Genomic DNA, 22,138 nt, shown 5'->3' with positions numbered 1-22,138 from the left:
ATGACTATTTTAGATAAAATTGTTCGCCAAAAGGAAATAGAAGTTGAGCTATTAAAAAAACAGCCATTGCCTGAATTTTCGGGGGATGCCAAATCAATTAAAAAAATTGAACACTCCTTTCATAACACACAGCAAATGAATGTTATCGCTGAAATTAAACGCTCCTCCCCATCAAAAGGAGAAATTGATATGGCGGTCGATCCGGTAAAACAAGCAAAGTTATATGAGTCATGTGGTGCTGGCGCGATTTCTGTCCTGACCGATGAAACATTTTTCAACGGTTCGATGGAAGATTTACGAAACGTTCGTGAGGCTGTCGATCTTCCTATTCTTTGTAAAGACTTTATGATTGATCCGATTCAAATTGACCATGCAAAAGCTGCAGGTGCTTCGATAATTCTCTTAATCGTCGCTGCACTCTCAGATAATAAGCTTCACGAACTATTTGAATATGCAAAAAATCAAGGGCTTGAGGTGCTTTGTGAAGTTCATGATGCGAACGAAATGACGAGAGCCCTCGAACTTGGGGCATCCATTATTGGGATTAATAATCGAAATTTAAAAACCTTTGACGTTGATTTGTCTGCTACAGAACAACTGGCATCGATAGTGAGCAATCCAAATACAATACTGATTAGTGAAAGTGGTATTAAATCCCGCGATGATGTTGTCCAAGTCGGCAAAGAGGATGTAAACGGCATACTCGTCGGTGAAACATTAATGCGTTCCAATAACATAGCAGCGCTTTTCAACGAATTGAAAATCCCCATAACAAAAGGAGGTATACCAAATGCTCGTTAAAATTTGTGGTATAAAAACTGTAGAAGCTGCCAAAGAGGCTGTTAACGCTGGTGCAGATTATATCGGATTTGTTTTCGCATCAAGTAAACGGCAAATCACACCAGAAAAGGCGGCACAGATTAGTGCTAGCATCCCTTCTTCTGTTAAAAAAGTTGGTGTATTTGTAAACGAATCGGAAAGAAATATTTTACAGATTGCCGAGCAAGTAGGATTAGATGTTATTCAGCTTCATGGTGATGAGACAGCTGAGTTTGCTGCAAAGCTCCCATATACAGTAATTAAAGCATTTCCGATGCTTACGGAACAAAAAAATGCCATGCAATCATATCCAAGTGATTATTATCTGGTTGACAGTCCAAAAGGGCCAAACCGTGGCGGTAATGGAACAACATTTGACTGGAATCTATTACAAGACCTGAACCTATCGAAAATTATTTTAGCAGGTGGACTTAACCCTGAAAATGTGCAGTCAGCAATTACAACTGCAAACCCTGCAGGCGTAGACGTATCAAGCGGAGTTGAAACAGATGGACAGAAGGATTTAGCCAAAATAAACCAATTTATCAGGAATGCGAAAGGATGAAGACAATGACAACATATACAATGCCAGATGAAAAAGGAAGATACGGCAATTACGGCGGGCGATTTGTTCCCGAGTTATTAATGCCAGCACTTCTTGAATTGGAAGAGTCCTATGAAGAAGCAATTAAGGACCCTGCTTTTTTAAAAGAACTAGATTACTATTCCAAAAATTACGTAGGACGTGAAACGCCGCTTTACCATGCCAAGAATTTATCTAATAAATTAGGCGGACCTTCTATTTATCTAAAACGTGAAGACCTCAACCATACAGGCGCACATAAAATTAATAATACCGTCGGTCAAGCGTTATTGACCCTTCGAATGGGAAAAAAGAAAGTTGTCGCAGAAACCGGTGCCGGCCAGCATGGTGTTGCTACCGCTACAGTTTGCGCACTCCTTGGCCTTGAATGTGTTGTATTCATGGGTGCAGAAGACATTAAGCGACAAAAACTGAATGTCTTCCGAATGGAATTGCTTGGCGCTAAAGTCGAAAGTGTATCACAAGGAAGTGGAACACTAAAAGATGCTGTTAATGAAGCATTACGCTACTGGGTAAGTCATGTTGAAGATACGCACTATATTATCGGTTCCGTCGTGGGGCCGCATCCTTTTCCGAAAATCGTCCGTGATTTCCAATCTGTTATCGGTGAGGAAACAAAGCAACAGTACCATGCGGAAACAGGCACTCTACCTGATGCAGTTATTGCCTGTGTTGGTGGGGGAAGCAATGCAATGGGAATGTTCTATCCATTTATTCAGGATGAAAGTGTCAAAATGTATGGAGTTGAAGCAGGCGGAAGTGGGATCGAAACAAACAAACATGCTGCAACACTGACTGCAGGCAGTATTGGCGTATTACACGGAACTATGTCCCACTTGCTCCAGGACGAACATGGGCAAATAGAAGAAGCACATTCGATTTCTGCCGGACTCGATTACCCTGGAGTTGGTCCAGAACACAGCCATCTCCACACATCAGATCGAGTGACCTATACCTCCATTACGGACCAGGAAGCAATTGACGCATTTAAGTTCCTTTCCCAAACAGAAGGGATAATCCCTGCTTTGGAAAGTGCCCACGCTGTTGCATTTGCCATGAAACTTGCAAAAGAAATGGAAGCATCAGAGTCGATTGTCATTTGTTTATCCGGTCGTGGCGACAAGGATGTTGAATCAGTAAAAGACGTACTAGGAGGTAATCCAAATGAGTAACCAAGCCTTAGATTTAGCTCTAAAAGAAAAACAGGAAGCAGGCCAAAATATATTAATTCCATATATAATGGCTGGCGATGGCGGCCTGGATATATTGGAAGATCGATTGGATTTTCTGCAGGAATGTGGTGCAGCAGCTGTTGAACTTGGGATTCCCTTCTCAGACCCGGTAGCAGATGGGCCTACTATTCAGGATGCCGGAAATCGAGCACTTGAAAATGGAACAACGCTTACCAGTGTCCTGGAATCCCTGCAACGTTTTCGTGAAAGACGATCAATTCCCGTTATTCTCATGACTTATTTGAATCCTATCTATGCTTATGGTGTTGAAAATTTCGCTAAAGATTGTGCAAGTGCTGGTGTTAACGGTGTTATTATTCCAGACCTGCCATTAGAAGAAGAAGCAATCATAATAGATTATTTAAAGAAACATTCTATTTCATGTATTCGCCTTGCTGCTATGACAAGTCCTAGGGAACGAATTGAAAAAATCACGCAACGTACGGAAGGGTTTCTCTATGCTGTTTCTGTTACTGGAACGACAGGAGCACGAACAACACATGACAGCAACGTAAAAACCTATTTACAGAAGCTGAAAAAATCAACAGAAAGCCCGGTGCTAGCTGGATTTGGTGTCTCCAGCTCTGAAAAAGCACACGAACTGGCTGCTGCTTGTGACGGTGTTGTCATTGGAAGTAAAATTGTCGACCTGTTTAATCAAGGAAAATCAGATGAAATTAGAGAACTGCTACTGGAAAGCAGATAAATAAACCTGTCACGCCTAGGCTCAAAGATTTTAAACCGAAGCGTGACAGGAACCAAATTTTATTCATTTTTCTGCTGTTTTCGTGCCTCATCATATTCTTCTTTTGTAATTTCACCCCTGCTGTGACGTTCTTTAAGGATATCAAGTGAATTTTTAGCAGGGTTCTTTTTAGCCCTGAAGCGAACTAGAATAACAATAAGAATAATCGCAACAGTGATAGATAAACCAAATCTGATGTAACCCTCTGTAAGTATAGATAACAGCATGATATCACCTCACTGTTACTATTTCCTATTTTGTTGGTTTTAAGCATATCAAATACATGACTTAACGAAACGGGTTCAGTTTTGGGGGAAATCACATAATAGTTAGCATGCATTTCGCTCCTATTGTTGAATAACCCATTTTTTAAAGGAATGAGGATCCGGTTTACTGTCTTGGCGGATCCTCATTCCGTTATTTCCTCGAAAACCCTCGTTTTAAGCATGGCGGTGAATCCTCGTTCCGCTATTTGTCATTTTTGCCTCAAATTCGGCTGATTTTTTGCTATTAGCGGAACGAGGATCCGCCTCACCCTTCCGAGAGCACCTTTTCAGCTATTTAGCGGAACGAGGATTCACTTCGATTGTATGTCGGATCTGCAATACTAATCCACTTTTTTATACGCCTAGATGATTTTTTCTGCCCTTAAACTAAGCCCGTCAGACTTAACGTATTATTTTTTCACAATCGGAATCCAGATTTCGCAAAGATGATCTTCAGCAGTTATATCTCCGTCAGTAGGGTACACCTCCAGTTCTGGACCACCCGCGTGTTCATATCCAGTTGCAGGAAACCATTCAGCAAAAATACGCTCCCAGACTTTTTGGATTGCATCAGGAATCGGACCGATAACCGGAAAAACTGCCCAGGTTGACGCAGGTATTACTTTTTCTTCCCAGTCGGAGGATGACTTCTTACCAGACTCAACCCCAATAAAATAGGTTAACTTTTCCTGTTCTTTGTCAAATTCCATGCAGGCACCGTAGATGACCTTTGCACCATAACTTTTCTCCAGTTTATCTGACACACCATTACCATTAATCTCATCCCAAAAAGCTGGAATCCTGCGAAGGTTTTCCCCATTAATTGTTGTCGTACGAATACCCTTGCCAACAATACTAAAATCTTCCTTTTCCACAATCCTATAATCCATTTCCTCATCACCCTTTAATTGAATTTGAAATGAGAGACGCGGGAAAGCCTTCAATTGCTTATTCTGATCACGAACGACAGATGGGCTTATTCCGTGTATTTTACGGAATGCCTTTGAAAATGCCTCTGGCGTTTCATACCCGTATTTAAATGCGACATCAATAACTCTTCTCTTTGAATGTATCAGTTCTTGTGCAGCCATCGTTAGCCTGCGTTTGCGGATATACTCTGCGACATTTACTCCCGTTAACATATGGAACATCCGCTGAAAATGAAATTTCGACATACAAGCAACTGCAGCACAATGTTCAATATGCAATTCCGCTTCCAGGTTCTTTTCAATGTAATCAATACTTGCGGCCATACGTTGAAGTCCTTCCACGTGCGCCCCTCCTTTCCTAATCCAACCTTAGCATTCTCGTGTTCTCATATCCTGTTATTCTATGCTATTTTAAGACAGCATCCACTGTTTTACACGACCCTTGCCATTGATCACATCTACTTCCGCATACGCACCATTAACAAATGTCATTTGAGGCGGGACATGACCACAGTCAATATCGTAAATGATTGGAATGCCCAATTCCGACTCAAGCTCCCGATAAACATCTTGTACCTGATAACCCTCAACCGGATGGTTTGCACTGCTTCGTCCAAACATGACACCTGTGCAGTTATCAAACCACCCAGCAAGCTTCATTTGAATCCGTGTTCGCTTTAAATCAGTTGTCGGCATATCACAGTTCTCAAAATACCATAGAATTGGTTCACCACTGATTGTATTCTTTTGAAAGTCTCGAACATTACCATATGGTGTGCCGATAAGATGCCTTATTACATCAATACATCCTCCAAGCAAACGGCCTTTTACTGAAACATCTTCATCATTGACCGTTTTCCACACCGTTTCTTCTGTTAAGTGAAAAACATGTGGAGAGGGGTTCTCATGATCCCACTCTTTTTGATACTTTTCCGATGAATGCTGAATTATGGAATCCCCATCTTCTGCTGACAGAACATTCTCCCACATGGCAGTGGTCTTGTCCGAGTATTCCCCGCGCAAATCTACCAGGTTAGTACCATGCGCTGTAGCAATTCCTGTCTTCAATGTAATAGATAGGAGCAGAACACTCGTATCAGAGTATCCTAGAATCCACTTAACTGGAATGGCGTTAAAATCTACCTTGTTAAGTATCTCCATTAGTAATTCTCCGCCCCAAGGCGGGATAATCATATCGATCCTTTCATCCTGAATCATTTTATTAAATTCAGCAGCACGTTCCTCAGCAGGAGCAGACTTCGCCTTTACCTGCGTCCAGACGGTCTCTCCGCATTCAACCTGGTACCCTCGGTCTTCTATTCGGTTACACGCTTGTTTGAACATATCATGCAGTTCAGGGTCGACACCTGAAGAAGGTGCTGTTACGCCAATGGTTGCATTACTCTTTAGCGATGGATAATTAATCATAATTGAGTTCCCCTCCCTTAAAATATTATTCGTTATCATATCACATTAAGGAATAATAAACAGCTTCCCCAGCAAAAAAAAGAACTGCCAAACACCCAAAAAACCGCACATCCTACAGGAATGTGCGGCTTTCCGTAATAATTCATGGGTTAAAATCTATTACAAGACTTGTATCGATTTATACTAAATTATATGTCCAAAAGCTAAAGTTGTACCGGCATATACCCTGCTGCAACCGCACATTATTGCTAATGTCCTAGACAAGTTACTCAGTTTTAATAGAATTAGACTAGTATACAGCTTAGAAAACTTGGCGAATGCCAAGTTTTCTAATAATCGTTTTACAGGTAATCAAGCTTATTTTCCTGTAAAATAAAGTAAAATAATATCAGGAGGTTTTAATATGCGATCCTTTAACGAATTACATTCCATTGACGAGGTTAATCAGTTTAAAGACAACCATCAACTAGCCCTATTATTTATTTCCCGCCCAAATTGCAGTGTTTGTCATGGTCTGCTACCACAAGTAAAGGAACTGATGGAAGATTATCCAGCCATTAAACTAGGTCATGTTAATGCAGACGAAGTACAGGAAATTAAGGGTTATTTCACTATTTTCACAGTACCGGTTATCTTAGTATTTGTTGAAGGTAAGGAATATGTTCGCGAAGCACGAATCGTTCACATGGACCTTTTTGATCAAAAAATTAATAAGATATATAAAAATTTAATTGGATAAAAATGAACAAATCGGCCACTTTCTTATTTATATACGACCTTGAATTCTTCACATACAACTAACATATCCTCGTTAAATTTTTTATCTAGTTCAGCAAGTTCATTCATGAAAAAGTCAATATGCGCATTTCTCCAATAGGAAAGGCTTTTATCCCCTTCCCCTTCCTTAAAAGCAAATGTTGCATCTACTTCATTAAACGGCAGTACCTTTACATCTATCGTTTCCGTCAGAGCTTCAGCATTACCCTCCCAATCGGTAATCACATTGAATTCGCCAACTTTTGGGAGTGGGTCATGATCTATTTCGTATAACAGGTGCAGTGAGCATGTCGCTGTTTTCTCACCTGACTTCACCAAATCCGCTAACTCTTTTGCCATTTCGGGACCATTGCCAAAAGGCCATGCGGTATATGACTTATTTTCTTGATTTCCTTCGTCGATTGTCTTTAAATAGTTGTTCCACATTATTTCTGCGTCCATCTGTATCACCTCTCTAATACTAATTATATACTAGCATTAGAAAACTTGGCATTCGCCAAGCCTTAATGGCGAGTGCCTTAGTTGCACTTATGCAGTAAGAAAGTATTTATACTTTCTTAACTGCTAAAAAGCCTGCCCCTGTGTATAGAAGCAGACTTTCATATGCCAGTTACTTAATTTCCATCCCATAAAAGTATAATTTATATTCTTTCTCGACGGGTTCTTTTGTTGTAATTTTTCCTTCATATAATATATCACCTGATTTTGTGTCGATTACCATGATAGTAGAGGATGAATCATTACCTTCATTATACGTTGTATTTAACACATACATTTTCCCCTTTGAAATTTGTACGTTTGAATTCACTCCAAATTTAGCATCTTCTTTGTTTTGCGAAGGAATGGCGAATTTGTTTTCAATGCTTTCGGTTTCCATATTATATAGGGCGAATTCACGTCCATCCTCAGTCTCGCCCATTAGATACAATGTAGATCCATCATATACTATTACTTCTTTATCTTGATGCTCTTTTGGAAAATCCAGTGTTTTCTTTTCTCCAGTTTCCAAATTATATGCTAAATATTGCGGATTGCCTTTATCAGCGCTTGTAACTTCACCTGCCATATTCCGATCAGCATTCGGCTCAATATTTTCCTTGTTTATAGAGAAAACAATATTCTTATGAGCATTTAAAACATCGGATTCCTGAAATAAACCGATATGTGTCCGTACATTTTTATTATTCTGTTCAACAGTTGCAATCTTTTCTTCACCATTTATACTTTTATTAGAGATGTCAAAGCTATACACATGCATTTCCTGATTTCCAAAAACATTGTCCGTCTGTTTTAGATAGTTTTGTGTAATAACTTTTAATTCCCCATCAATCATTTGGACATCTGCAACGTGAACGTTCCTGTACATGGCCCGATTTGGCACCGGGACATTAAATGTTACTGTTTCATTACTATCCTTATCTAGCACCTCTATGTCAAATTCTGTTTCACTTGGTGACTCGGTTAATGTTTGATTAATAATATCCACATATACCAGTGTACCTTTCGCTTCATAGAATGAAGATAAATTTCCGCTTTTGCCACGCATGAAATTCCGGTACTCATTCTGCAATTCATTCATCTTTGGACTATACATATTCTGCATCCGCTCAAAAAATGATAGTTCTCCCTGATAAGTTGATCCGTCTGTAGTAACCTGAACACCTTCACCTGGTCCATAACGACCGATACGATAACTGCCATCAATGATTACAGAATCTAATTCTTCTTCATTCCCGCTAACCTTTTCAAACACAATCTCCGGATAGGTGTTAGCCGAGAACGCTGATTTAACATAAAATGTTCCAATCGTAAGTACAGCGATTGTTACGATACCGATTAATTTCCAATAGCGTTTCATTCGATTACTCCTCTCACACCGTTACTTTTTTCTTCAATAAGAAATTGCTCATCCAGATAGATGCTGCTAGTACAACTATCCCCAAAAATGTTTCCATAGCTAGTATTTCAAGTGGGTACAAGTAGTTCTGATTAAAGACGATCATCAACAGTACAGGCAAGGCAAATACCACTAAAGAAAGTAGAGTATATCCGATTCCCATAAGAATTCCTTTCCACTTGTAGCTTCGCTCGAACAAAATAGCTGTGAATAATACAGAAACCACCATGAATCCTGCACCATAATATAAAATAAACTCGATAAAACTCTGAGGAACAAGGATTGCCAGGTATTCAAAATTAAGCATTTCACTTATCGCTAAGTCTGCTCTAAAGTCTTTCGGAACCATCCACTTCAAAATGGTGCTTTCCAACGGCAAGAGTATAAGCTGAACCGAAACAAGCCCGAGTACCATTAGAAAAATAGAAGTAGCCTTTGCAAAGAATACATTGATTCTTGCAGTTGGCAGCATCAGCAAACGATAAATAAATGTATTTTTGCCAAACCAGTCACGATACCAAATAAGAAAGATATAAAAGGCTAGCGCCGCTGCACATAGCGCAATCGGTCCCATAAACCATAAGCTACGTGCAAAGCTCAAAAATGACATCTGGCCATATTGTTCAATAAATTGTGATTGAGGCATTAAATCTTCATATATAGCTTTATCTGCTTGTGCTAAATAGTCATTGGCTTTGACGATAATGCCTGTAACTTGTACAATAATTGTTATGGCAATCAACACAAGATATACTTTTATAAAACGTCCTAATTCAAAGTTTACTAGTTTTAAATAGCGATTCATCCGTGGTACACCTCTCTCATTACATCGACTACTGACTTTCCTTCATTTTCCCGAACTTCCTCACTGTTGAATTCCTTTAGTACAGCGCCATTATCAAGTAACACAACTTTGTCGATTAAATGTTCGATATCATGTACTTCATGAGTTGTAATAATAACACCTCGACCTTCCACCAAATGACTTGTAAACACTTCTGCAATCTGTTCACGGCTGAAAATATCAATCCCTGAGAATGGTTCATCCATTAAGAGAAAATCAACATCAAGTGCCAATCCAAGCAACAGGTTAATTTTGGCTGTGTTCCCTTTGGACAAGCTTGCGATTTTCTCCGTTTCCTCTAACTTAAAAAAACCAAGTAATTCCTCTGCACGCTCTTGATTCCAATTCTTATAAAAATCCTGCATAAATTGCATTGCGTCTGCAATCGTCATTTGCGGCAACATGGTAATAGCATCAGGGATGAACGTGACTTTTTCAAAACTATGTTTATTTATTCTTTCTCCATTAATTAATATTTCACCTTTATTAAGTGGTGTTAAGGCCATAATTGCGTTTAATATGGTCGTTTTACCAACCCCATTGATACCAATAAGGCATGTGATTTCACCTTTATTAGCAGTGAAAGATACGCCGTTCAATACTCTTTTACGACCGAATTTTTTCTTGATATCCTTTACTTCTATCATTTATAAACCTCCTACTCCTTGCTCTCTTTTTCATACTTTTCCTGAACTAAACTCAGCACTTCTTCAACCGGAACATTAATCGAACGGATAGAGGTAACGAAGGAGTCCACCGCTTCGACAATAAGCTCTTCTCTAACCGCACCAAGAATTTGTTCATCCTTCGTTATTCGACTCGGTAAATTCCGTTCTGTATAAATCAATCCCTGCTCCTCCATTTCCTTGTACGCCCGCTGCGCCGTATTCGGATTTATTTTGATCCTGTTGGCTATTTCTCTCCTTGAAGGAATCTCTTGCCCAGGCTCAAACATTCCAGTAGCAATCTGTTCTTTAAAGTAACGAATCACTTGAATATATACCGGGTCTCGATTGTTTAAGTCTATTTGCATAAACACAGCTCCTATTTACCTCGATGTAGCTTAACTTTTTCTGTGTATTAACCACTTAATACACCACACTCAAAAAAATCCGTGTATTAAGCAGTTAATACGCCTGTAAAATGTATTATACGATTAATACAGTTAAATTGTCAACATGTTTTATTAGAAATATTTCAGACCAGACACTAAAAACACTAGTCATAACTTCTTGTATGTTAAAATTAATATAGAAACTCGTAATTTCTGGAAGGATTGATTACATATGACTAATTCAATAAAACTTACATCTTTATCCTCTAAAGGTGGCTGTGGCTGTAAAATTGGACCTGCTGATTTATCCGAGGTCTTACGCTCCCTTCCTCCCACCGCTTCTAACCCAAATTTACTTGTAGGACTTGATACAAGTGATGATGCCGGCGTATATAAACTAAATGATGAGCTTGCAATGGTACAAACAGTGGATTTTTTTACTCCAATTGTTGATAATCCGTTTGACTTCGGCCAAGTTGCTGCAGCTAATGCAATTAGTGATGTATATGCAATGGGCGGAAAGCCAATAACTGCTCTTAACATCGTTGCATTCCCAATATCTACTTTAGATAAAGGAATTCTAGCTGACATACTGCATGGTGCCCAAGAAAAACTGGCTGAGGCAGGGGTTGCACTAGTTGGAGGTCATTCCATTGATGACAAGGAACCAAAGTTCGGACTTGCAGTAACAGGGACCGTAAATCCCCAAAAAATCCGAACAAATACTGGAGCTAAACCCGGGGATAAGCTTATTTTGACTAAACCAATTGGAGTCGGCATCTCTACAACTTCCATTAAAAATAACTTATTAAATGAAGAGGAAATAAACCGTGTTACAGAAGTCATGACAACGTTAAATAAAACAGCAGCTGAGACTATGGAAGGATATGATGTCCATGCCTGTACAGATGTAACCGGGTTTGGGTTACTGGGACATGCTTCTGAAATGGCGGGTGGCAGTGAAGTTGAAATCCGGATTAATTATAAGGATGTCCCTCTTTTGCCAAGAGTTAAGGAGCTTGCTGAATCTGGATCCGTACCTGGTGGAACAAAAAGCAACTTCAGCCATGTACAGGATATCGTAACCTATCCAGAGGAAATGGATCAGGTTGATAAATGGATTTTATGTGATGCCGTAACATCTGGAGGTCTGTTAATTTCCGTAGCAAATGAGGATGCAAACTCACTTGTTAATGATTTACAGAAAAATGGAGTAGAAGCTGCGATAATTGGAGATGTAGTAAACGGCGAAAATGGAAAAATTACCGTTCAATAGAATTAATTTTTACTAGGAAGTGACGAATTTATGTTTCAAGATATAACGTTACAGGATCTATATAATAAACAACATCATGAACCTCATACAATAATTGATGTACGCTCTCCAAAAGAATATCATAATGCCACAATTCCAGGCAGCATTAACATTCCCGTTTTTTCAGATGATGAGCGTGCTGAGGTCGGGACAATTTACAAGCAAGTTGGTAAGGAAGCAGCGAAAGAGCGAGGACTTGCCATTTTCTCTGCTAAACTTCCGGAATTCATAGCAGCGTTTAATCAGATTGAAACACCTAAAACAGTGTTTTGCTGGCGAGGTGGTATGCGCAGTAAAACGGCAGCAACCGTACTTGATTTGATGGGAGTAGAGGTGAAACGATTAACCGGTGGCTACAGAACCTACCGCCAATGGGTAGTCAGTATGCTGGAAAACCCAGAATTTAAGCCAGAAGTTCTTGTGCTGAATGGGAATACAGGGTCAGGCAAAACAGCTCTGTTAAAACAGCTTTCGCAAAAAGGTTATCCTGTACTTGACTTGGAAGGGATGGCTGGCCATCGAGGGTCCATATTTGGGCAAATTGGACTTGTGCCAAGTAATCAGAAGAAATTTGAATCATTGCTTGTTGAGAAATTGTTGCGTTACAAGGATGTTTCTTTTGTCTTATTAGAGGGTGAAAGTAAACGAATCGGGAAAGTAACGATTCCGGACTTTCTATATAACAAGAAGGAGCAAGGGATACAGTTATTCATCGATCTGCCAGTAGATGAGCGGGTACGAAACATCCTGGATGACTACCAGCCTTGGAATTCACCAGATGAATTTCTTGAGGCATTCCGACTTATTAAAAAACGCATACATACACCAATTGCTGCGGAAATTGAACATGATCTGCAAAATGGAAATTACCATAAAGCGGTAAAGCTGCTGCTAGAATATTACTACGATCCGAAGTATGAGCATTCGGCAAAACAGTACCCAAATGGAAGAAAAATTCACCTTCATGCAATTGATATTAATGACGCTCTTCTACAGATTGAAGGTGAAATAACAGAGGCGTCAAAAAAATAGAAAAGTGAGGGATTTGAATGAAACTTGGTGTACTTTCTGATATTCACGAAGACTTTAACCGCATAAAAGCCAAATCAGATATTATGTCTATTTTAAGTAAATGGATAACAATGAAACGTCCTGATGTATTTATTATAGGCGGTGACATGACTGATAATCCTAACAAATCACTCGCATTACTAAACCAGCTGCAGAAGGAATGTCCTGACACAACAATTCTTTTTGTCCATGGTAATCATGATATTTATGACCAGAGCTCGGTAAATGCTTATGAAACGTTACTTAAATTTCCAGGAAATCTCGGAAATGGTGTCATTGAACTAAATGACGACTGGGTTGTTATAGGTGATGGCGGCTGGTATGATTATAGCTACGGGGTTCCTGACTATTCAAAGAGCGATTTTAAAAAAGGAACATTTAACAAATTTACATGGCCTGATAAATTTTATGCCAATTGGGCTGAATCTGATTCAGATGTCGTTGGGCGCTACACACTCAAATTATCGTACTGGCTGGAGAAGTATCGTGACCGGAATATTGTAATGGTTACACATTTTGTTCCCTTTGCCAAATATGTAGAATATAAAAATGAGCCAAGTTGGGACTTCTTCAATTCCATGATGGGCAGTGAAAAGTTTGGTCAATTAGCTGAAAAGTATAATGTTAAAAAATATATATTCGGACATGTGCATAAACGATACCATGAACAGCACAATGGTATGGAAATTATCTGTAACCCCTTAGGATATTACCCACATGAATGGACACACGACTCAGCTGAAGAAGAAATAACTTCGACAATTAAAATGATTGAAATTTAACCTTTCCCAGATGTAATGTATAATTCATATTCCGTTCATATGAGTAAGCTATTCTGGTTTTAAAGCTGATTTAGTAAAGGAGAGAGAAACTTGAATACGTACAGTAAAACATTATTGCGATTTTCGGCATTATTTGCATTAATAGGTGCATTCCTGGGATCTCACATGGCAGGGGCAGGCAGTCTTGCGTTTAAAACCGTACACGCACACATATTGGTTGTCGGATGGTTAACCCTGTTCTCATGGGCAGTGTATTATAAGATTTTCACACCAGCTAATAAGGTGCTGGCAGCATTCCACGTCTGGACAGCCATTATTGGTGCGGTTGGATTAACTGCTGGCATGTGGCTTTATTACTTAAGACCATTTGATCTGGCTGATGGTTTAGTCACCGTCTTCTTCATCGTTGGCGGATCCATATTGCTCTTAAGCTTTTTATTCTTTGCAATACTAACATTTATGAAAACCGAAGATGAAAAATAAAGTAAATAAGAACCTGTCCTCCTATAAGCCTATGGTTGGACAGGTTCTTAATTATTTTAGTAAGTTGTCCAACGATTTATTGAGCTTATTAACATTTACGGGGTCTGTTTTTTCGTCAGTAAGTCTGTATTTCTCTTTTAGATCCTTGATTCTGCTGACACTTTTGTTGATTCTTTCCTCGGTAATTTTTCCTTTTTTAACAGCCTCTTTCAACGCATTAAAGACTGTCACCACCTTATTAAAATCATGCGCGACCATTACCATATCGCTTCCGGATTTTACAGACTGAACCGCTGCATCTCCAATATCATAATTATTTGTTATCGCCTTCATGGTCATGTCATCTGTTACAATCACCCCGTCAAAATTAAGCTGTTGCCGTAATAACCCGGAAATGATTTGTTGTGACATGGAAGAAGGGTATTCCGAATCAATCTCAGGCAGTAATATATGAGCGACCATAACAACATCTGCACCATTATTGATTGCTTTTTTAAAGGGAATCAATTCAAAATTTTTTAATCCCATTAGTGTTTTGTTGACTGTTGGCAGTTGAAGGTGGGAGTCAACCGACGTATCACCATGGCCAGGAAAATGTTTTATAACAGATATGGTGCCTTGTGACTGTATTCCTTTCATTGTCTGGATACCAAGATTACTTACTACTTTAGGGTCATCACCAAAGGACCGCTCACCAATAACAGGATTAGCTGGATTGCTATTCACATCAAGAACAGGAGCGAAATTAAGGTTAAAACCAAAGGACTTTACCATCTTTCCTAAATGTGATCCTATTTTATAGGAATACTCCGGGTTATTCCTATCCCCAATTTCACCGTTAGCAGGAATCTTTTTTAAGTCACCAGGAAGCTTGGAAATCTTCCCACCCTCCTGGTCAACTCCAAGTAGAATGGGCAAATGATTATCGCTATTTTCAGCTTTGATTTTGTTAGCCAATTTCACCGTCTGCTCGGGAGTTTGCATATTTTCCCTATATAAAATAATCCCTCCGACTTTATAGTTATTGACAAGTTTTTTTGTGTCTTTTGTTAATGTTGTCCCGGAAATTCCTGCAACTATCATTTGGCCAATCTTTGCATTTAGACTCATTTCTTTAATAAGCGCCTTGTTATGCTTGAAATCTGGTTCGGTAAATATAGAAATATGGTGTACTTTGGGATTAGGCTTGTCGTCAGTTGGTTTTGGCATAACCCACTTTAACTGATAATTTGGACTGACTTGATAAACCAGAATTATTTGATCATGACTATCATCTTTGTAATAACGGGTTTTGTCAGGTTGACCTCTTTGTTTTTTTATATCATTAAAACGTATCTTCTTTAAATTTGAAGTAAATAAACGAATATCAAATACAGTTCCATCATGATAACCCATATTTATATTGTGTTTCGGATATTCAATATACTGTCCATTTTCGGTCGTTGCAGAATGTTTAACGTCACCCCATTTATCAGTTACCACTTCTATTTTTGTCTCTCCAGCTACAAAGGAAGTATTGGGAACTTTACCTTCCTTTGCTAATGAAAATAACTTATCTATTAATACACTAGTCTGCTCTAAATTGTTACCTTCTTTATCAGTTGAGTCCTCGATTTTAGAGGTGTTCTCTTTTGGGGTGAATATAAACAAAACGCCTGTAAGAACGATAATACCTATAAAAATGAAACTCAATTTTTGCAGCATTGGAACACCTCCAGCATTTCTATTTAAATAGACGATATTCATCTGAAAATGTTGCATGGCTTTGATTTATACCAACCTGCATTCATTAGAAAACTTGGCTTATCGCCAAGCCTTAGTTGCACTTATGCAGTGAGCAAGCAGCTATACTTATGTATGAAAATGCCTCTCCACTTCATTTTAGCGGACACAGGAGACGCTATTTCTATATAAAAGTAATCTTTTCGATGTTATCCGGACACAGAAGCCCTTATTTCATATATATAATGGTTTTTGACTGTATTTGTGTAAAATAAGGTCCCTGGAGTCCGCAAACACCACCATTTTCGTAAATTTCTGCCAAATAAGGTATCTGGTGTCCGCTAAACCTCACATTGGCTATATTAAAAATAATATTCATGATAGGTGGTGGTTGCCCATTCAGCAATCATGGTTATTTCTTAACTGCTCATAAATACTGTTTACTAAAAAATTGTTGTTTATGACACAAAAGATATAAAGTGCAACGTAACTGCAGGAATAAAATCTATAAGCTCTCGTCCCTCCACTCACCCGGACTAGTGTAGCTGCTGTCACACATTTATTCTATAGCGATTCCTACTCCGGTCATCAGCGGAGGAAATACACGTAGACTCCTGTGGGAGCTTGCGCCTAGATGAGACTACGCAGCGACGTAGGAGCAAGGAGGCTCATCAGCCGCCTTAGGTGCGCGAAGTGTATTTCCGCAGCGGTGTCCTAGACTGAAAATTATTTTTCCACAGTATGTCGCATCATATATCAACTCCAATCGTTAAAGAGCAACAGATTTTACGAAAAGAGTTATAATAGAAATAGAAAGTGGAGGTGTTTGTTAATGAAAAAGCTCGTACCACATATCAGAATTGAAAATTGTAAAGAAGAGGTCGAATACTACCAGCAAGTGTTTGGCGGAGAAATTAAAAACACACAACTAGCTGATGGGATCGAAATGTTCAAAGGGCATGAAGGTAAGTATATCCACGCCGAACTGCACATAAATGAGGAGTGTATAATCAATTTAGCTGACGTATTTAGTGATGAATTCCCGAAAGACAGTAATATTCTGCTTGGGCCTGATCTTGAAAGCGAAGAAGAAATCACAGCAATTTATCATAAGCTTGCAGAGGAAGGAAAAGTTGAGATGAAGTTGCAGGATACATTTTGGGGTGCAAAGCATGCTATTGTCAAAGATCGAAACGGAATCTCCTGGGAGCTAAATTATACCAAGCAATAATTGTATGAGACTATTAAAGTGCCTACCACCACTGATAGACACTTTTCTTCTTATTGCTTCACTTTATTAAAATAATCTATAATTCCAAGTGCACTTACTTGCATATCCAGATTGATCAGTACATAGACGTCATGATTTTCAGGAACATTCAGACTGCCTAAGTAATCTTTTACACGTTGGAGCAGTTTTCCAGCAAGTACATCATATCCTTTTCCTTCTGTTACCGCTTCTTCGCTGATCTGCATAAAGGTCTTCAGCCATTCCGAAACCTGATCTAGTGCATCGTCTACTTTCTCTGTCATCCCAAAATGCCCATAATATATTCTGCTTAAATTCATTTGCCGCATACGTTCGATAGCTGCTTGCATGGCGTTGGGATCGAATTGATTTGGTGATGTTGATGGCAGGAAGAAATCAATACCATCACGTACTAGCTGCTGATAGCGAATGCCGACAGTGTCACCGGTAAACATTCCGTTACTAACCGGATCATAGATGCTGAAATGGTGTTTCGCATGTCCCGGTGTATCCAGGAATTCCAATGTACAATTAGTTCCGATCTTTAATGTATCGCCTTCTCCCTTAACAAGCAAGCGTTCTTCTGGGATAGGGATAATCGGATCAAATAATTCACTAAAGCTATCACCGTACACAGCTCTTGCACCTGCTGCTAACTTTTTAGGGTTTTCCAAATGTCTTGCCCCTTTTGGATGAACGACGACGGTGGCATTCGGACACTCCTTAAGGAATAAACCAGCACCACCAGCATGATCAAGATGAACGTGTGTAACAATAATATATTTTAAATCTTCTAACGAAAACCCAAGTGATTTCAGCCCTTTTTTTATATACTTAACTGACGGGCTTGGTCCTGTTTCGACAAGTGTTAATTCATCATCGTCAATCACATACGTACCGGTACGCTCCGGTATCGCTAAATCAAAGCCATCAATTAAATGAATGCGCTTATCCAGCTCAATCGGTTCTTTTTCCTCCATTTTCTTACCTCCCCAGTTTTAACTAATCCTCATCCAGTGTTATCCGCTCCGACTTCTCCATCCGTTGAAAATAATAGTCAACACACTTCTTGAATAATGGAAAATATATTTCTTGCAATTCTTCGGATTTTTTTATTCTGTTAAGTCTGCGCTCCTCCTCCTCTAGTTCCCTCATCTCTAGTTCAAATTGATATTCATTAAAATCATCATAACCATCATAACCTACATGACCCATCTAATGACCACCTTTATGCATTTTAAAAAATTATACATAAAATGTACGATGAAAACGAATAGCTATAATGCAATTTTACTTCAGTTTGTATCAGCCAAAAAATTAAACTCCTCAGAAGAAAGTCAAAATTTCAAACCCTTCACTAAAGATAAAAATCAATTTTGTACTTATTTTAGAAAATCGCCTTCTTTTAAAAATCCAATGATCCCATCCATCAGACCACTTGCCAACGGAAGCTCCGGATTAGTATATGCCTCCATGTTTCCTTGTGAATCTTTTGTTGCTTCTTTTAATACATGGTTCATTTTTTCTACGACTAGAAGTTCCGACATCTTGTTTGCATCTTTTAACAATTGTGCATCTTTAACCGGGACTTGAATGTCGTTATCCCCGTTGACAATCAGTGTCGGAATTTCTAATTTGGCAAATTCCCAAGCAGGGTCATACTGCATCCAGGAGGACATAAATCCTTGCACAGAAGGACGGAAAATGCTCATTAATTCCTGGCTGACATATTTAACCTGTTTACCTTGCTTAAGCTTCTTTAAAATTTCCTCGCTTTCCTGAAGCAACTCACCAGATAATTGCCCTTGTATTTGATCATATAATACTTGATCAATGGGATGCCCTGCACCAGCGAGTGATATAAACGCGTCCGGATTACTAACCTGGGCTGCCAGCATACCAACTAGGGATCCCTGACTGTGCCCTATTATCCCAACTTTCGTATTTGCTTCATCCTGCACCAGTTGCTCTACCCATGCATTTGCATCATGAACAAATTGATTAAAATCGAGCTCTTTCTCAGGGATCGCGGCTTCCACATTCTTACCAACACTACGTTTATCATACCGCACACTAGCTATTCCATGTTCGGCTAACTGCTCTGCCAGTAATTTCAGATTGTTATTCTTCCCTTGTATGGCAGGGAATTTCCATTTCTGTCAGTCGGGCCAGACCCAGGAATTATGATCATAACAGGAAATGGCCCATCTCCACTTGGTTTTTCAAGCTGCCCATAAAGTGTCCCATTATTCGTCTGGACGTTCAGGAACTCACCAGTATTGTCAGCTGTTTGATCACCTTTAGTCAATTCAAAGGGAAATATTTGTCCATGCTGACTAAAGTCACCTTCGATTTTATTATCATCGATGTTTCCTTTAAAAGATATTTGGTGGCCCTGGATCTCCATAAAAAAGGAAATGTCTTTATTGTTGACCGTTATCGATGAAAGCGGGTAATCATTCACACCTTGAACAGGAATACTGATATTCCCAGACCATTCATCATTTTTATTTATGCTCACAATAATATCCAACGGTTGATTAGGTACCATAATGGTTCCAGTCCATTTTCCGGTTGAACTACCCGCCACTTATCGGCCTTACGGTCTGATTGAAGTGGGGGATTCCTAAGAACACCGGCGTAACCGCCAGTTATGGATTAGGCTATCCCCGCAGTTCCTGCGGTTAGAAGTCTTATTGCTTCGTTTTTAAGGTTTAATCCTGCGTTGATATCTCGCTGGTGATGTGCGCCACATACACAGGTCCACTCACGCACACGCAGATCTTTAACGGCTTTGTTTTGATAGCCGCAACTCGAACACAGCTGCGAACTGGGAAAGGTTTTACTCACTTCCACAACAGTCTTGCCGTACCATTTAGCTTTATATGTCAACATGACCTTAAATTGATACCAGGACACATCAGCAATGGATTGAGCGCTTTTCTTGTTTTTCATCATATTCGATACCTGCAGACGCTCGATTCCAATCACATCGTGGTTTTTAATGATAGCGGTAGAGGTCTTATGCAGGAAATCTTCGCGCTTGTTTGCAATTTTCTCATGAATGCGGGCTATTTTGATGCGTTGTTTGTTCCAGTTGCGGGAACCCACAACACGTCTTGCGAGCACTTGTTGAGCTCTTACCAATTTTAGCTCCAGGGACTTGTAGTAACGATTGTTTTTATAGGTAGTTCCATCCGACAAAACAGCGAAGTCTTTCAATCCCAGGTCAACACCGGTATTGGAATTGGTCTGCGGTAATGGCGCGATCTCCACTTCCGCAAGAACAGACACAAAGTACTTTCCGCTCGGGTTACGTCGGACTGTGGCATTGATAATTCGCCCTTTGATTTCACGACTTTTGGCAAACCGCATGAGACCAAGTTTAGGCAACTTGATGTGGTTATCTAAAACAGCGATATTCCCATTGGTTTGTTTGGTGGTATACGACTGGACCTTATTCTTTTTGCTTTTGAATTGAGGCGCTTTATTTTGTTTTCTGTAATACCGTTGGTAAGCATCAGTCAGATTCTCAACGGACTTTTGAAGGGAAATACTGTCCACTTCCTTTAAAAAAGGATAATGTTCTTTTAACAGGCGAACCGCTTTTATCGTGCCATATTTATTGAAAAACGCACCTTTCCAATTATTAGAAGGCAGCTGGCCGTTTTGTACCATCTCTTCTGTTATGTACCAGTAGGCATCTTTTTGTTTCTGTTTTGCAAGAAAGAAATTGAACACAAACCTGGAGCAACCAATCGTCTTGTTGATTAGCTCGATTTGGCTTCGATTGGGGTATATGCGGAACTTAAAAGCTTTGTTGACGAACATGAAATCCACCCACTTCACAGGAACGTTTGTTCTAATTATACCATGAAATAGGTGTTTTGGCTATCGCCAACCAACATTCATCTCCCCTTATCGCTGGGCTGAAGTCCTTCGCACAATTGAAGAGGGAGCCTTTTGTCGGAGAATGATAAAACTTCCATCATTGACTCATCCTCTTTTGCTGAGTTATTTTTTTCATCATTGCAGCCTGAAACCAACATTAGGCCTATGAATATAGCCATTATGTACACCATACCTTTTTTCACAAAAATCCTCCTACAATTTTTTGCAAAAGCCTTACCTATCATACGATTAATATCCTTAAATGTTCCAACTATTATTCGACATAAACCGGGAAGTGACAGGCACTGGCAGAGTATTTTTTCCATACATATTACGTTCTTTTTAGTTCAAAATAACAATGACTATATTAAGGAGGTTATTAAATGCAAAACCAACAACAACAAAATTTACAGGAATCATCTCAAATGCCACCCCAACAACACTATGGTGGACATGATATGTTCGATGCTCATGAAGCCATGTCAACATTAGTAGGTGCAATGGAGCAAGGCGTATTATACGAACAACATATTCAGGATCCGGAATTGAAAACAATGTGCCAGAAGCACCGCGCATTCTGTACCCAACTTTACAATACAATTGTTGAAACACTGAAATCCGGGCAAGACCCTGCTGTACCGACACAATCATATAAAATGGATCAAAATAATGATGTCATTTATGGGATGCAGCCATCACAGCCTAAGACCCCTGTTCAGTCTGTAACTGAGCTGAATGATCAATGTATTTCCGGGTTCATGTTAGGGTCGCTAAAATCAGCCGCATCTGCCTTTACTATGACATCACTGGAAATGACTAATCCAGTTATGCGACGTATTATGGCCGATAGTGTTCCAAACATGGTCGAAATGGCTTATGAAGTATTTTTATATCAGAACAAAAATCAATATTATCAGGTTCCACAGCTGCAGCAAGAACATATGCAAGCTTTCCAGAACAGCTATGCACCTGCACAGGGAACAATGCCACACTAAGCTTGATATTCGTTAAAGATACTTTTAAGAACCAC

General features: G+C 39.4%; 26 protein-coding genes. 11 read left to right on the top strand and 15 right to left on the bottom strand.

Annotated elements, in window-relative coordinates:
• From trpC to trpA, 4 genes are read left to right on the top strand one after another with little or no spacing between them, the layout of a single operon-like run.
• Entirely contained in the window at positions 1-801 is an 801-nt protein-coding gene (trpC, locus tag ACE1TG_RS08405) for an indole-3-glycerol phosphate synthase TrpC (protein ID WP_375051930.1), read from the top strand.
• On the top strand, positions 791-1,384 hold the full coding sequence (locus tag ACE1TG_RS08400) for a phosphoribosylanthranilate isomerase (protein ID WP_375051929.1): 594 nt from the start codon (positions 791-793) through the stop codon (positions 1,382-1,384). Before trpC ends, ACE1TG_RS08400 begins: the two co-directional genes overlap by 11 nt.
• Before the next feature lie 5 nt (positions 1,385-1,389).
• Positions 1,390-2,595, top strand: a complete 1,206-nt coding sequence (trpB, locus tag ACE1TG_RS08395) for a tryptophan synthase subunit beta (RefSeq protein ID WP_375051928.1) — start codon at positions 1,390-1,392, stop codon at positions 2,593-2,595.
• The gene (trpA, locus tag ACE1TG_RS08390; protein ID WP_375051927.1) at positions 2,588-3,361 is read left to right on the top strand and encodes a tryptophan synthase subunit alpha; all 774 of its coding nucleotides are present in this window, start codon (positions 2,588-2,590) and stop codon (positions 3,359-3,361) included. The genes trpB and trpA overlap by 8 nt, the downstream gene beginning before the upstream one ends.
• Positions 3,362-3,420: 59 nt before the next feature.
• Here trpA and ACE1TG_RS08385 read toward each other — a convergent pair whose 3' ends face one another.
• The 3 genes from ACE1TG_RS08385 to ACE1TG_RS08375 form a co-directional block, all read right to left on the bottom strand.
• A complete protein-coding gene (locus ACE1TG_RS08385) occupies positions 3,421-3,627 on the bottom strand; it encodes an SHOCT domain-containing protein (protein WP_375051926.1) in 207 nt (68 codons plus the stop codon).
• Between the two features lie 449 nt (positions 3,628-4,076).
• Positions 4,077-4,937: an AraC family transcriptional regulator gene (locus tag ACE1TG_RS08380; protein WP_375051925.1), complete on the bottom strand. Its 861-nt coding sequence runs from the start codon at positions 4,935-4,937 to the stop codon at positions 4,077-4,079.
• Between the two features lie 69 nt (positions 4,938-5,006).
• The gene (locus tag ACE1TG_RS08375; protein ID WP_375051924.1) at positions 5,007-6,023 is read right to left on the bottom strand and encodes a S66 family peptidase; all 1,017 of its coding nucleotides are present in this window, start codon (positions 6,021-6,023) and stop codon (positions 5,007-5,009) included.
• A gap of 403 nt (positions 6,024-6,426) precedes the next feature.
• On the opposite strand from ACE1TG_RS08375, the gene ACE1TG_RS08370 reads away from it, so the two are divergent.
• Entirely contained in the window at positions 6,427-6,762 is a 336-nt protein-coding gene (locus tag ACE1TG_RS08370; protein ID WP_375051923.1) for a thioredoxin family protein, read from the top strand.
• Between the two features lie 23 nt (positions 6,763-6,785).
• Here the strand turns inward: ACE1TG_RS08370 and ACE1TG_RS08365 are convergent, their stop codons facing one another.
• The 5 genes from ACE1TG_RS08365 to ACE1TG_RS08345 all read right to left on the bottom strand — a co-directional run bounded on the left by ACE1TG_RS08365 (position 6,786) and on the right by ACE1TG_RS08345 (position 10,574).
• Positions 6,786-7,241: an ASCH domain-containing protein gene (locus tag ACE1TG_RS08365; protein ID WP_375051922.1), complete on the bottom strand. Its 456-nt coding sequence runs from the start codon at positions 7,239-7,241 to the stop codon at positions 6,786-6,788.
• Between the two features lie 169 nt (positions 7,242-7,410).
• A complete protein-coding gene (locus ACE1TG_RS08360; protein ID WP_375051921.1) occupies positions 7,411-8,658 on the bottom strand; it encodes a hypothetical protein in 1,248 nt (415 codons plus the stop codon).
• 13 nt (positions 8,659-8,671) lie between these two features.
• Positions 8,672-9,502: a hypothetical protein gene (locus ACE1TG_RS08355; RefSeq protein WP_375051920.1), complete on the bottom strand. Its 831-nt coding sequence runs from the start codon at positions 9,500-9,502 to the stop codon at positions 8,672-8,674.
• A complete protein-coding gene (locus ACE1TG_RS08350) occupies positions 9,499-10,188 on the bottom strand; it encodes an ABC transporter ATP-binding protein (RefSeq protein ID WP_375051919.1) in 690 nt (229 codons plus the stop codon). Before ACE1TG_RS08350 ends, ACE1TG_RS08355 begins: the two co-directional genes overlap by 4 nt.
• An 11-nt stretch (positions 10,189-10,199) precedes the next feature.
• On the bottom strand, positions 10,200-10,574 hold the full coding sequence (locus tag ACE1TG_RS08345; protein WP_375051918.1) for a GntR family transcriptional regulator: 375 nt from the start codon (positions 10,572-10,574) through the stop codon (positions 10,200-10,202).
• Between the two features lie 253 nt (positions 10,575-10,827).
• On the opposite strand from ACE1TG_RS08345, the gene selD reads away from it, so the two are divergent.
• The 4 genes from selD to ACE1TG_RS08325 all read left to right on the top strand — a co-directional run bounded on the left by selD (position 10,828) and on the right by ACE1TG_RS08325 (position 14,246).
• Complete coding sequence (selD, locus tag ACE1TG_RS08340; protein ID WP_375051917.1) at positions 10,828-11,871, top strand: selenide, water dikinase SelD; 1,044 nt, start codon at positions 10,828-10,830, stop codon at positions 11,869-11,871.
• Between the two features lie 30 nt (positions 11,872-11,901).
• Positions 11,902-12,942, top strand: a complete 1,041-nt coding sequence (gene mnmH, locus ACE1TG_RS08335; RefSeq protein ID WP_375051916.1) for a tRNA 2-selenouridine(34) synthase MnmH — start codon at positions 11,902-11,904, stop codon at positions 12,940-12,942.
• Between the two features lie 17 nt (positions 12,943-12,959).
• Positions 12,960-13,763 (top strand): metallophosphoesterase, encoded by an 804-nt coding sequence (locus ACE1TG_RS08330; protein WP_375051915.1) that lies wholly within the window; start codon positions 12,960-12,962, stop codon positions 13,761-13,763.
• Between the two features lie 90 nt (positions 13,764-13,853).
• On the top strand, positions 13,854-14,246 hold the full coding sequence (locus tag ACE1TG_RS08325; RefSeq protein ID WP_375051914.1) for a hypothetical protein: 393 nt from the start codon (positions 13,854-13,856) through the stop codon (positions 14,244-14,246).
• Between the two features lie 51 nt (positions 14,247-14,297).
• Here the strand turns inward: ACE1TG_RS08325 and nagZ are convergent, their stop codons facing one another.
• A complete protein-coding gene (nagZ, locus tag ACE1TG_RS08320) occupies positions 14,298-15,992 on the bottom strand; it encodes a beta-N-acetylhexosaminidase (protein ID WP_375051913.1) in 1,695 nt (564 codons plus the stop codon).
• 808 nt (positions 15,993-16,800) lie between these two features.
• Here nagZ and ACE1TG_RS08315 point away from each other — a divergent pair.
• Positions 16,801-17,199, top strand: a complete 399-nt coding sequence (locus ACE1TG_RS08315) for a VOC family protein (RefSeq protein WP_375051912.1) — start codon at positions 16,801-16,803, stop codon at positions 17,197-17,199.
• Between the two features lie 50 nt (positions 17,200-17,249).
• Here ACE1TG_RS08315 and ACE1TG_RS08310 read toward each other — a convergent pair whose 3' ends face one another.
• From ACE1TG_RS08310 to ACE1TG_RS08285, 6 genes are all read right to left on the bottom strand, one after another.
• Positions 17,250-18,197 (bottom strand): MBL fold metallo-hydrolase, encoded by a 948-nt coding sequence (locus ACE1TG_RS08310; protein WP_375051911.1) that lies wholly within the window; start codon positions 18,195-18,197, stop codon positions 17,250-17,252.
• A 22-nt stretch (positions 18,198-18,219) separates the two neighbouring features.
• Positions 18,220-18,432 carry a hypothetical protein gene (locus ACE1TG_RS08305; protein WP_375051910.1) on the bottom strand — a complete coding sequence of 71 codons (213 nt, stop codon included), beginning with the start codon at positions 18,430-18,432 and terminating at the stop codon, positions 18,220-18,222.
• Between the two features lie 167 nt (positions 18,433-18,599).
• Positions 18,600-19,289 (bottom strand): alpha/beta fold hydrolase, encoded by a 690-nt coding sequence (locus ACE1TG_RS08300; protein WP_375051909.1) that lies wholly within the window; start codon positions 19,287-19,289, stop codon positions 18,600-18,602.
• A gap of 41 nt (positions 19,290-19,330) precedes the next feature.
• Positions 19,331-19,768 carry a hypothetical protein gene (locus ACE1TG_RS08295; RefSeq protein ID WP_375051908.1) on the bottom strand — a complete coding sequence of 146 codons (438 nt, stop codon included), beginning with the start codon at positions 19,766-19,768 and terminating at the stop codon, positions 19,331-19,333.
• Positions 19,769-19,875: 107 nt separating this feature from the next.
• Complete coding sequence (gene tnpB, locus ACE1TG_RS08290) at positions 19,876-21,048, bottom strand: IS200/IS605 family element RNA-guided endonuclease TnpB (protein ID WP_375051907.1); 1,173 nt, start codon at positions 21,046-21,048, stop codon at positions 19,876-19,878.
• 77 nt (positions 21,049-21,125) lie between these two features.
• Complete coding sequence (locus ACE1TG_RS08285; RefSeq protein WP_375051906.1) at positions 21,126-21,311, bottom strand: hypothetical protein; 186 nt, start codon at positions 21,309-21,311, stop codon at positions 21,126-21,128.
• Between the two features lie 180 nt (positions 21,312-21,491).
• Between ACE1TG_RS08285 and ACE1TG_RS08280 the strand changes: the two genes are divergently transcribed.
• Positions 21,492-22,103: a spore coat protein gene (locus ACE1TG_RS08280; RefSeq protein WP_375051905.1), complete on the top strand. Its 612-nt coding sequence runs from the start codon at positions 21,492-21,494 to the stop codon at positions 22,101-22,103.
• Positions 22,104-22,138: the final 35 nt, after the last annotated feature.

This window comes from Virgibacillus sp. JSM 102003 (assembly GCF_041949995.1).
Lineage (GTDB): Bacteria > Bacillota > Bacilli > Bacillales > Amphibacillaceae > Lentibacillus.
Note: the sequence above shows the minus strand (reverse complement) of the source record. Positions and strands in the feature narration are given on the sequence as shown.

Excerpts from the sequence above, each read along its gene's own strand:
- trpC (WP_375051930.1), top strand. The coding sequence starts at position 1 with ATGACTATTTTAGATAAAATTGTTCGCCAAAAGGAAATAGAAGTTGAG.
- ACE1TG_RS08400 (WP_375051929.1), top strand. The coding sequence starts at position 791 with ATGCTCGTTAAAATTTGTGGTATAAAAACTGTAGAAGCTGCCAAAGAG.
- trpB (WP_375051928.1), top strand. The coding sequence starts at position 1,390 with ATGACAACATATACAATGCCAGATGAAAAAGGAAGATACGGCAATTAC.
- trpA (WP_375051927.1), top strand. The coding sequence starts at position 2,588 with ATGAGTAACCAAGCCTTAGATTTAGCTCTAAAAGAAAAACAGGAAGCA.
- ACE1TG_RS08385 (WP_375051926.1), bottom strand. The coding sequence starts at position 3,627 with ATGCTGTTATCTATACTTACAGAGGGTTACATCAGATTTGGTTTATCT.
- ACE1TG_RS08375 (WP_375051924.1), bottom strand. The coding sequence starts at position 6,023 with ATGATTAATTATCCATCGCTAAAGAGTAATGCAACCATTGGCGTAACA.
- ACE1TG_RS08370 (WP_375051923.1), top strand. The coding sequence starts at position 6,427 with ATGCGATCCTTTAACGAATTACATTCCATTGACGAGGTTAATCAGTTT.
- ACE1TG_RS08365 (WP_375051922.1), bottom strand. The coding sequence starts at position 7,241 with ATGGACGCAGAAATAATGTGGAACAACTATTTAAAGACAATCGACGAA.
- ACE1TG_RS08360 (WP_375051921.1), bottom strand. The coding sequence starts at position 8,658 with ATGAAACGCTATTGGAAATTAATCGGTATCGTAACAATCGCTGTACTT.
- ACE1TG_RS08355 (WP_375051920.1), bottom strand. The coding sequence starts at position 9,502 with ATGAATCGCTATTTAAAACTAGTAAACTTTGAATTAGGACGTTTTATA.
- ACE1TG_RS08350 (WP_375051919.1), bottom strand. The coding sequence starts at position 10,188 with ATGATAGAAGTAAAGGATATCAAGAAAAAATTCGGTCGTAAAAGAGTA.
- ACE1TG_RS08345 (WP_375051918.1), bottom strand. The coding sequence starts at position 10,574 with ATGCAAATAGACTTAAACAATCGAGACCCGGTATATATTCAAGTGATT.
- selD (WP_375051917.1), top strand. The coding sequence starts at position 10,828 with ATGACTAATTCAATAAAACTTACATCTTTATCCTCTAAAGGTGGCTGT.
- mnmH (WP_375051916.1), top strand. The coding sequence starts at position 11,902 with ATGTTTCAAGATATAACGTTACAGGATCTATATAATAAACAACATCAT.
- ACE1TG_RS08330 (WP_375051915.1), top strand. The coding sequence starts at position 12,960 with ATGAAACTTGGTGTACTTTCTGATATTCACGAAGACTTTAACCGCATA.
- nagZ (WP_375051913.1), bottom strand. The coding sequence starts at position 15,992 with ATGAATATCGTCTATTTAAATAGAAATGCTGGAGGTGTTCCAATGCTG.
- ACE1TG_RS08315 (WP_375051912.1), top strand. The coding sequence starts at position 16,801 with ATGAAAAAGCTCGTACCACATATCAGAATTGAAAATTGTAAAGAAGAG.
- ACE1TG_RS08310 (WP_375051911.1), bottom strand. The coding sequence starts at position 18,197 with ATGGAGGAAAAAGAACCGATTGAGCTGGATAAGCGCATTCATTTAATT.
- ACE1TG_RS08305 (WP_375051910.1), bottom strand. The coding sequence starts at position 18,432 with ATGGGTCATGTAGGTTATGATGGTTATGATGATTTTAATGAATATCAA.
- ACE1TG_RS08295 (WP_375051908.1), bottom strand. The coding sequence starts at position 19,768 with ATGGTACCTAATCAACCGTTGGATATTATTGTGAGCATAAATAAAAAT.
- tnpB (WP_375051907.1), bottom strand. The coding sequence starts at position 21,048 with ATGTTCGTCAACAAAGCTTTTAAGTTCCGCATATACCCCAATCGAAGC.
- ACE1TG_RS08280 (WP_375051905.1), top strand. The coding sequence starts at position 21,492 with ATGCAAAACCAACAACAACAAAATTTACAGGAATCATCTCAAATGCCA.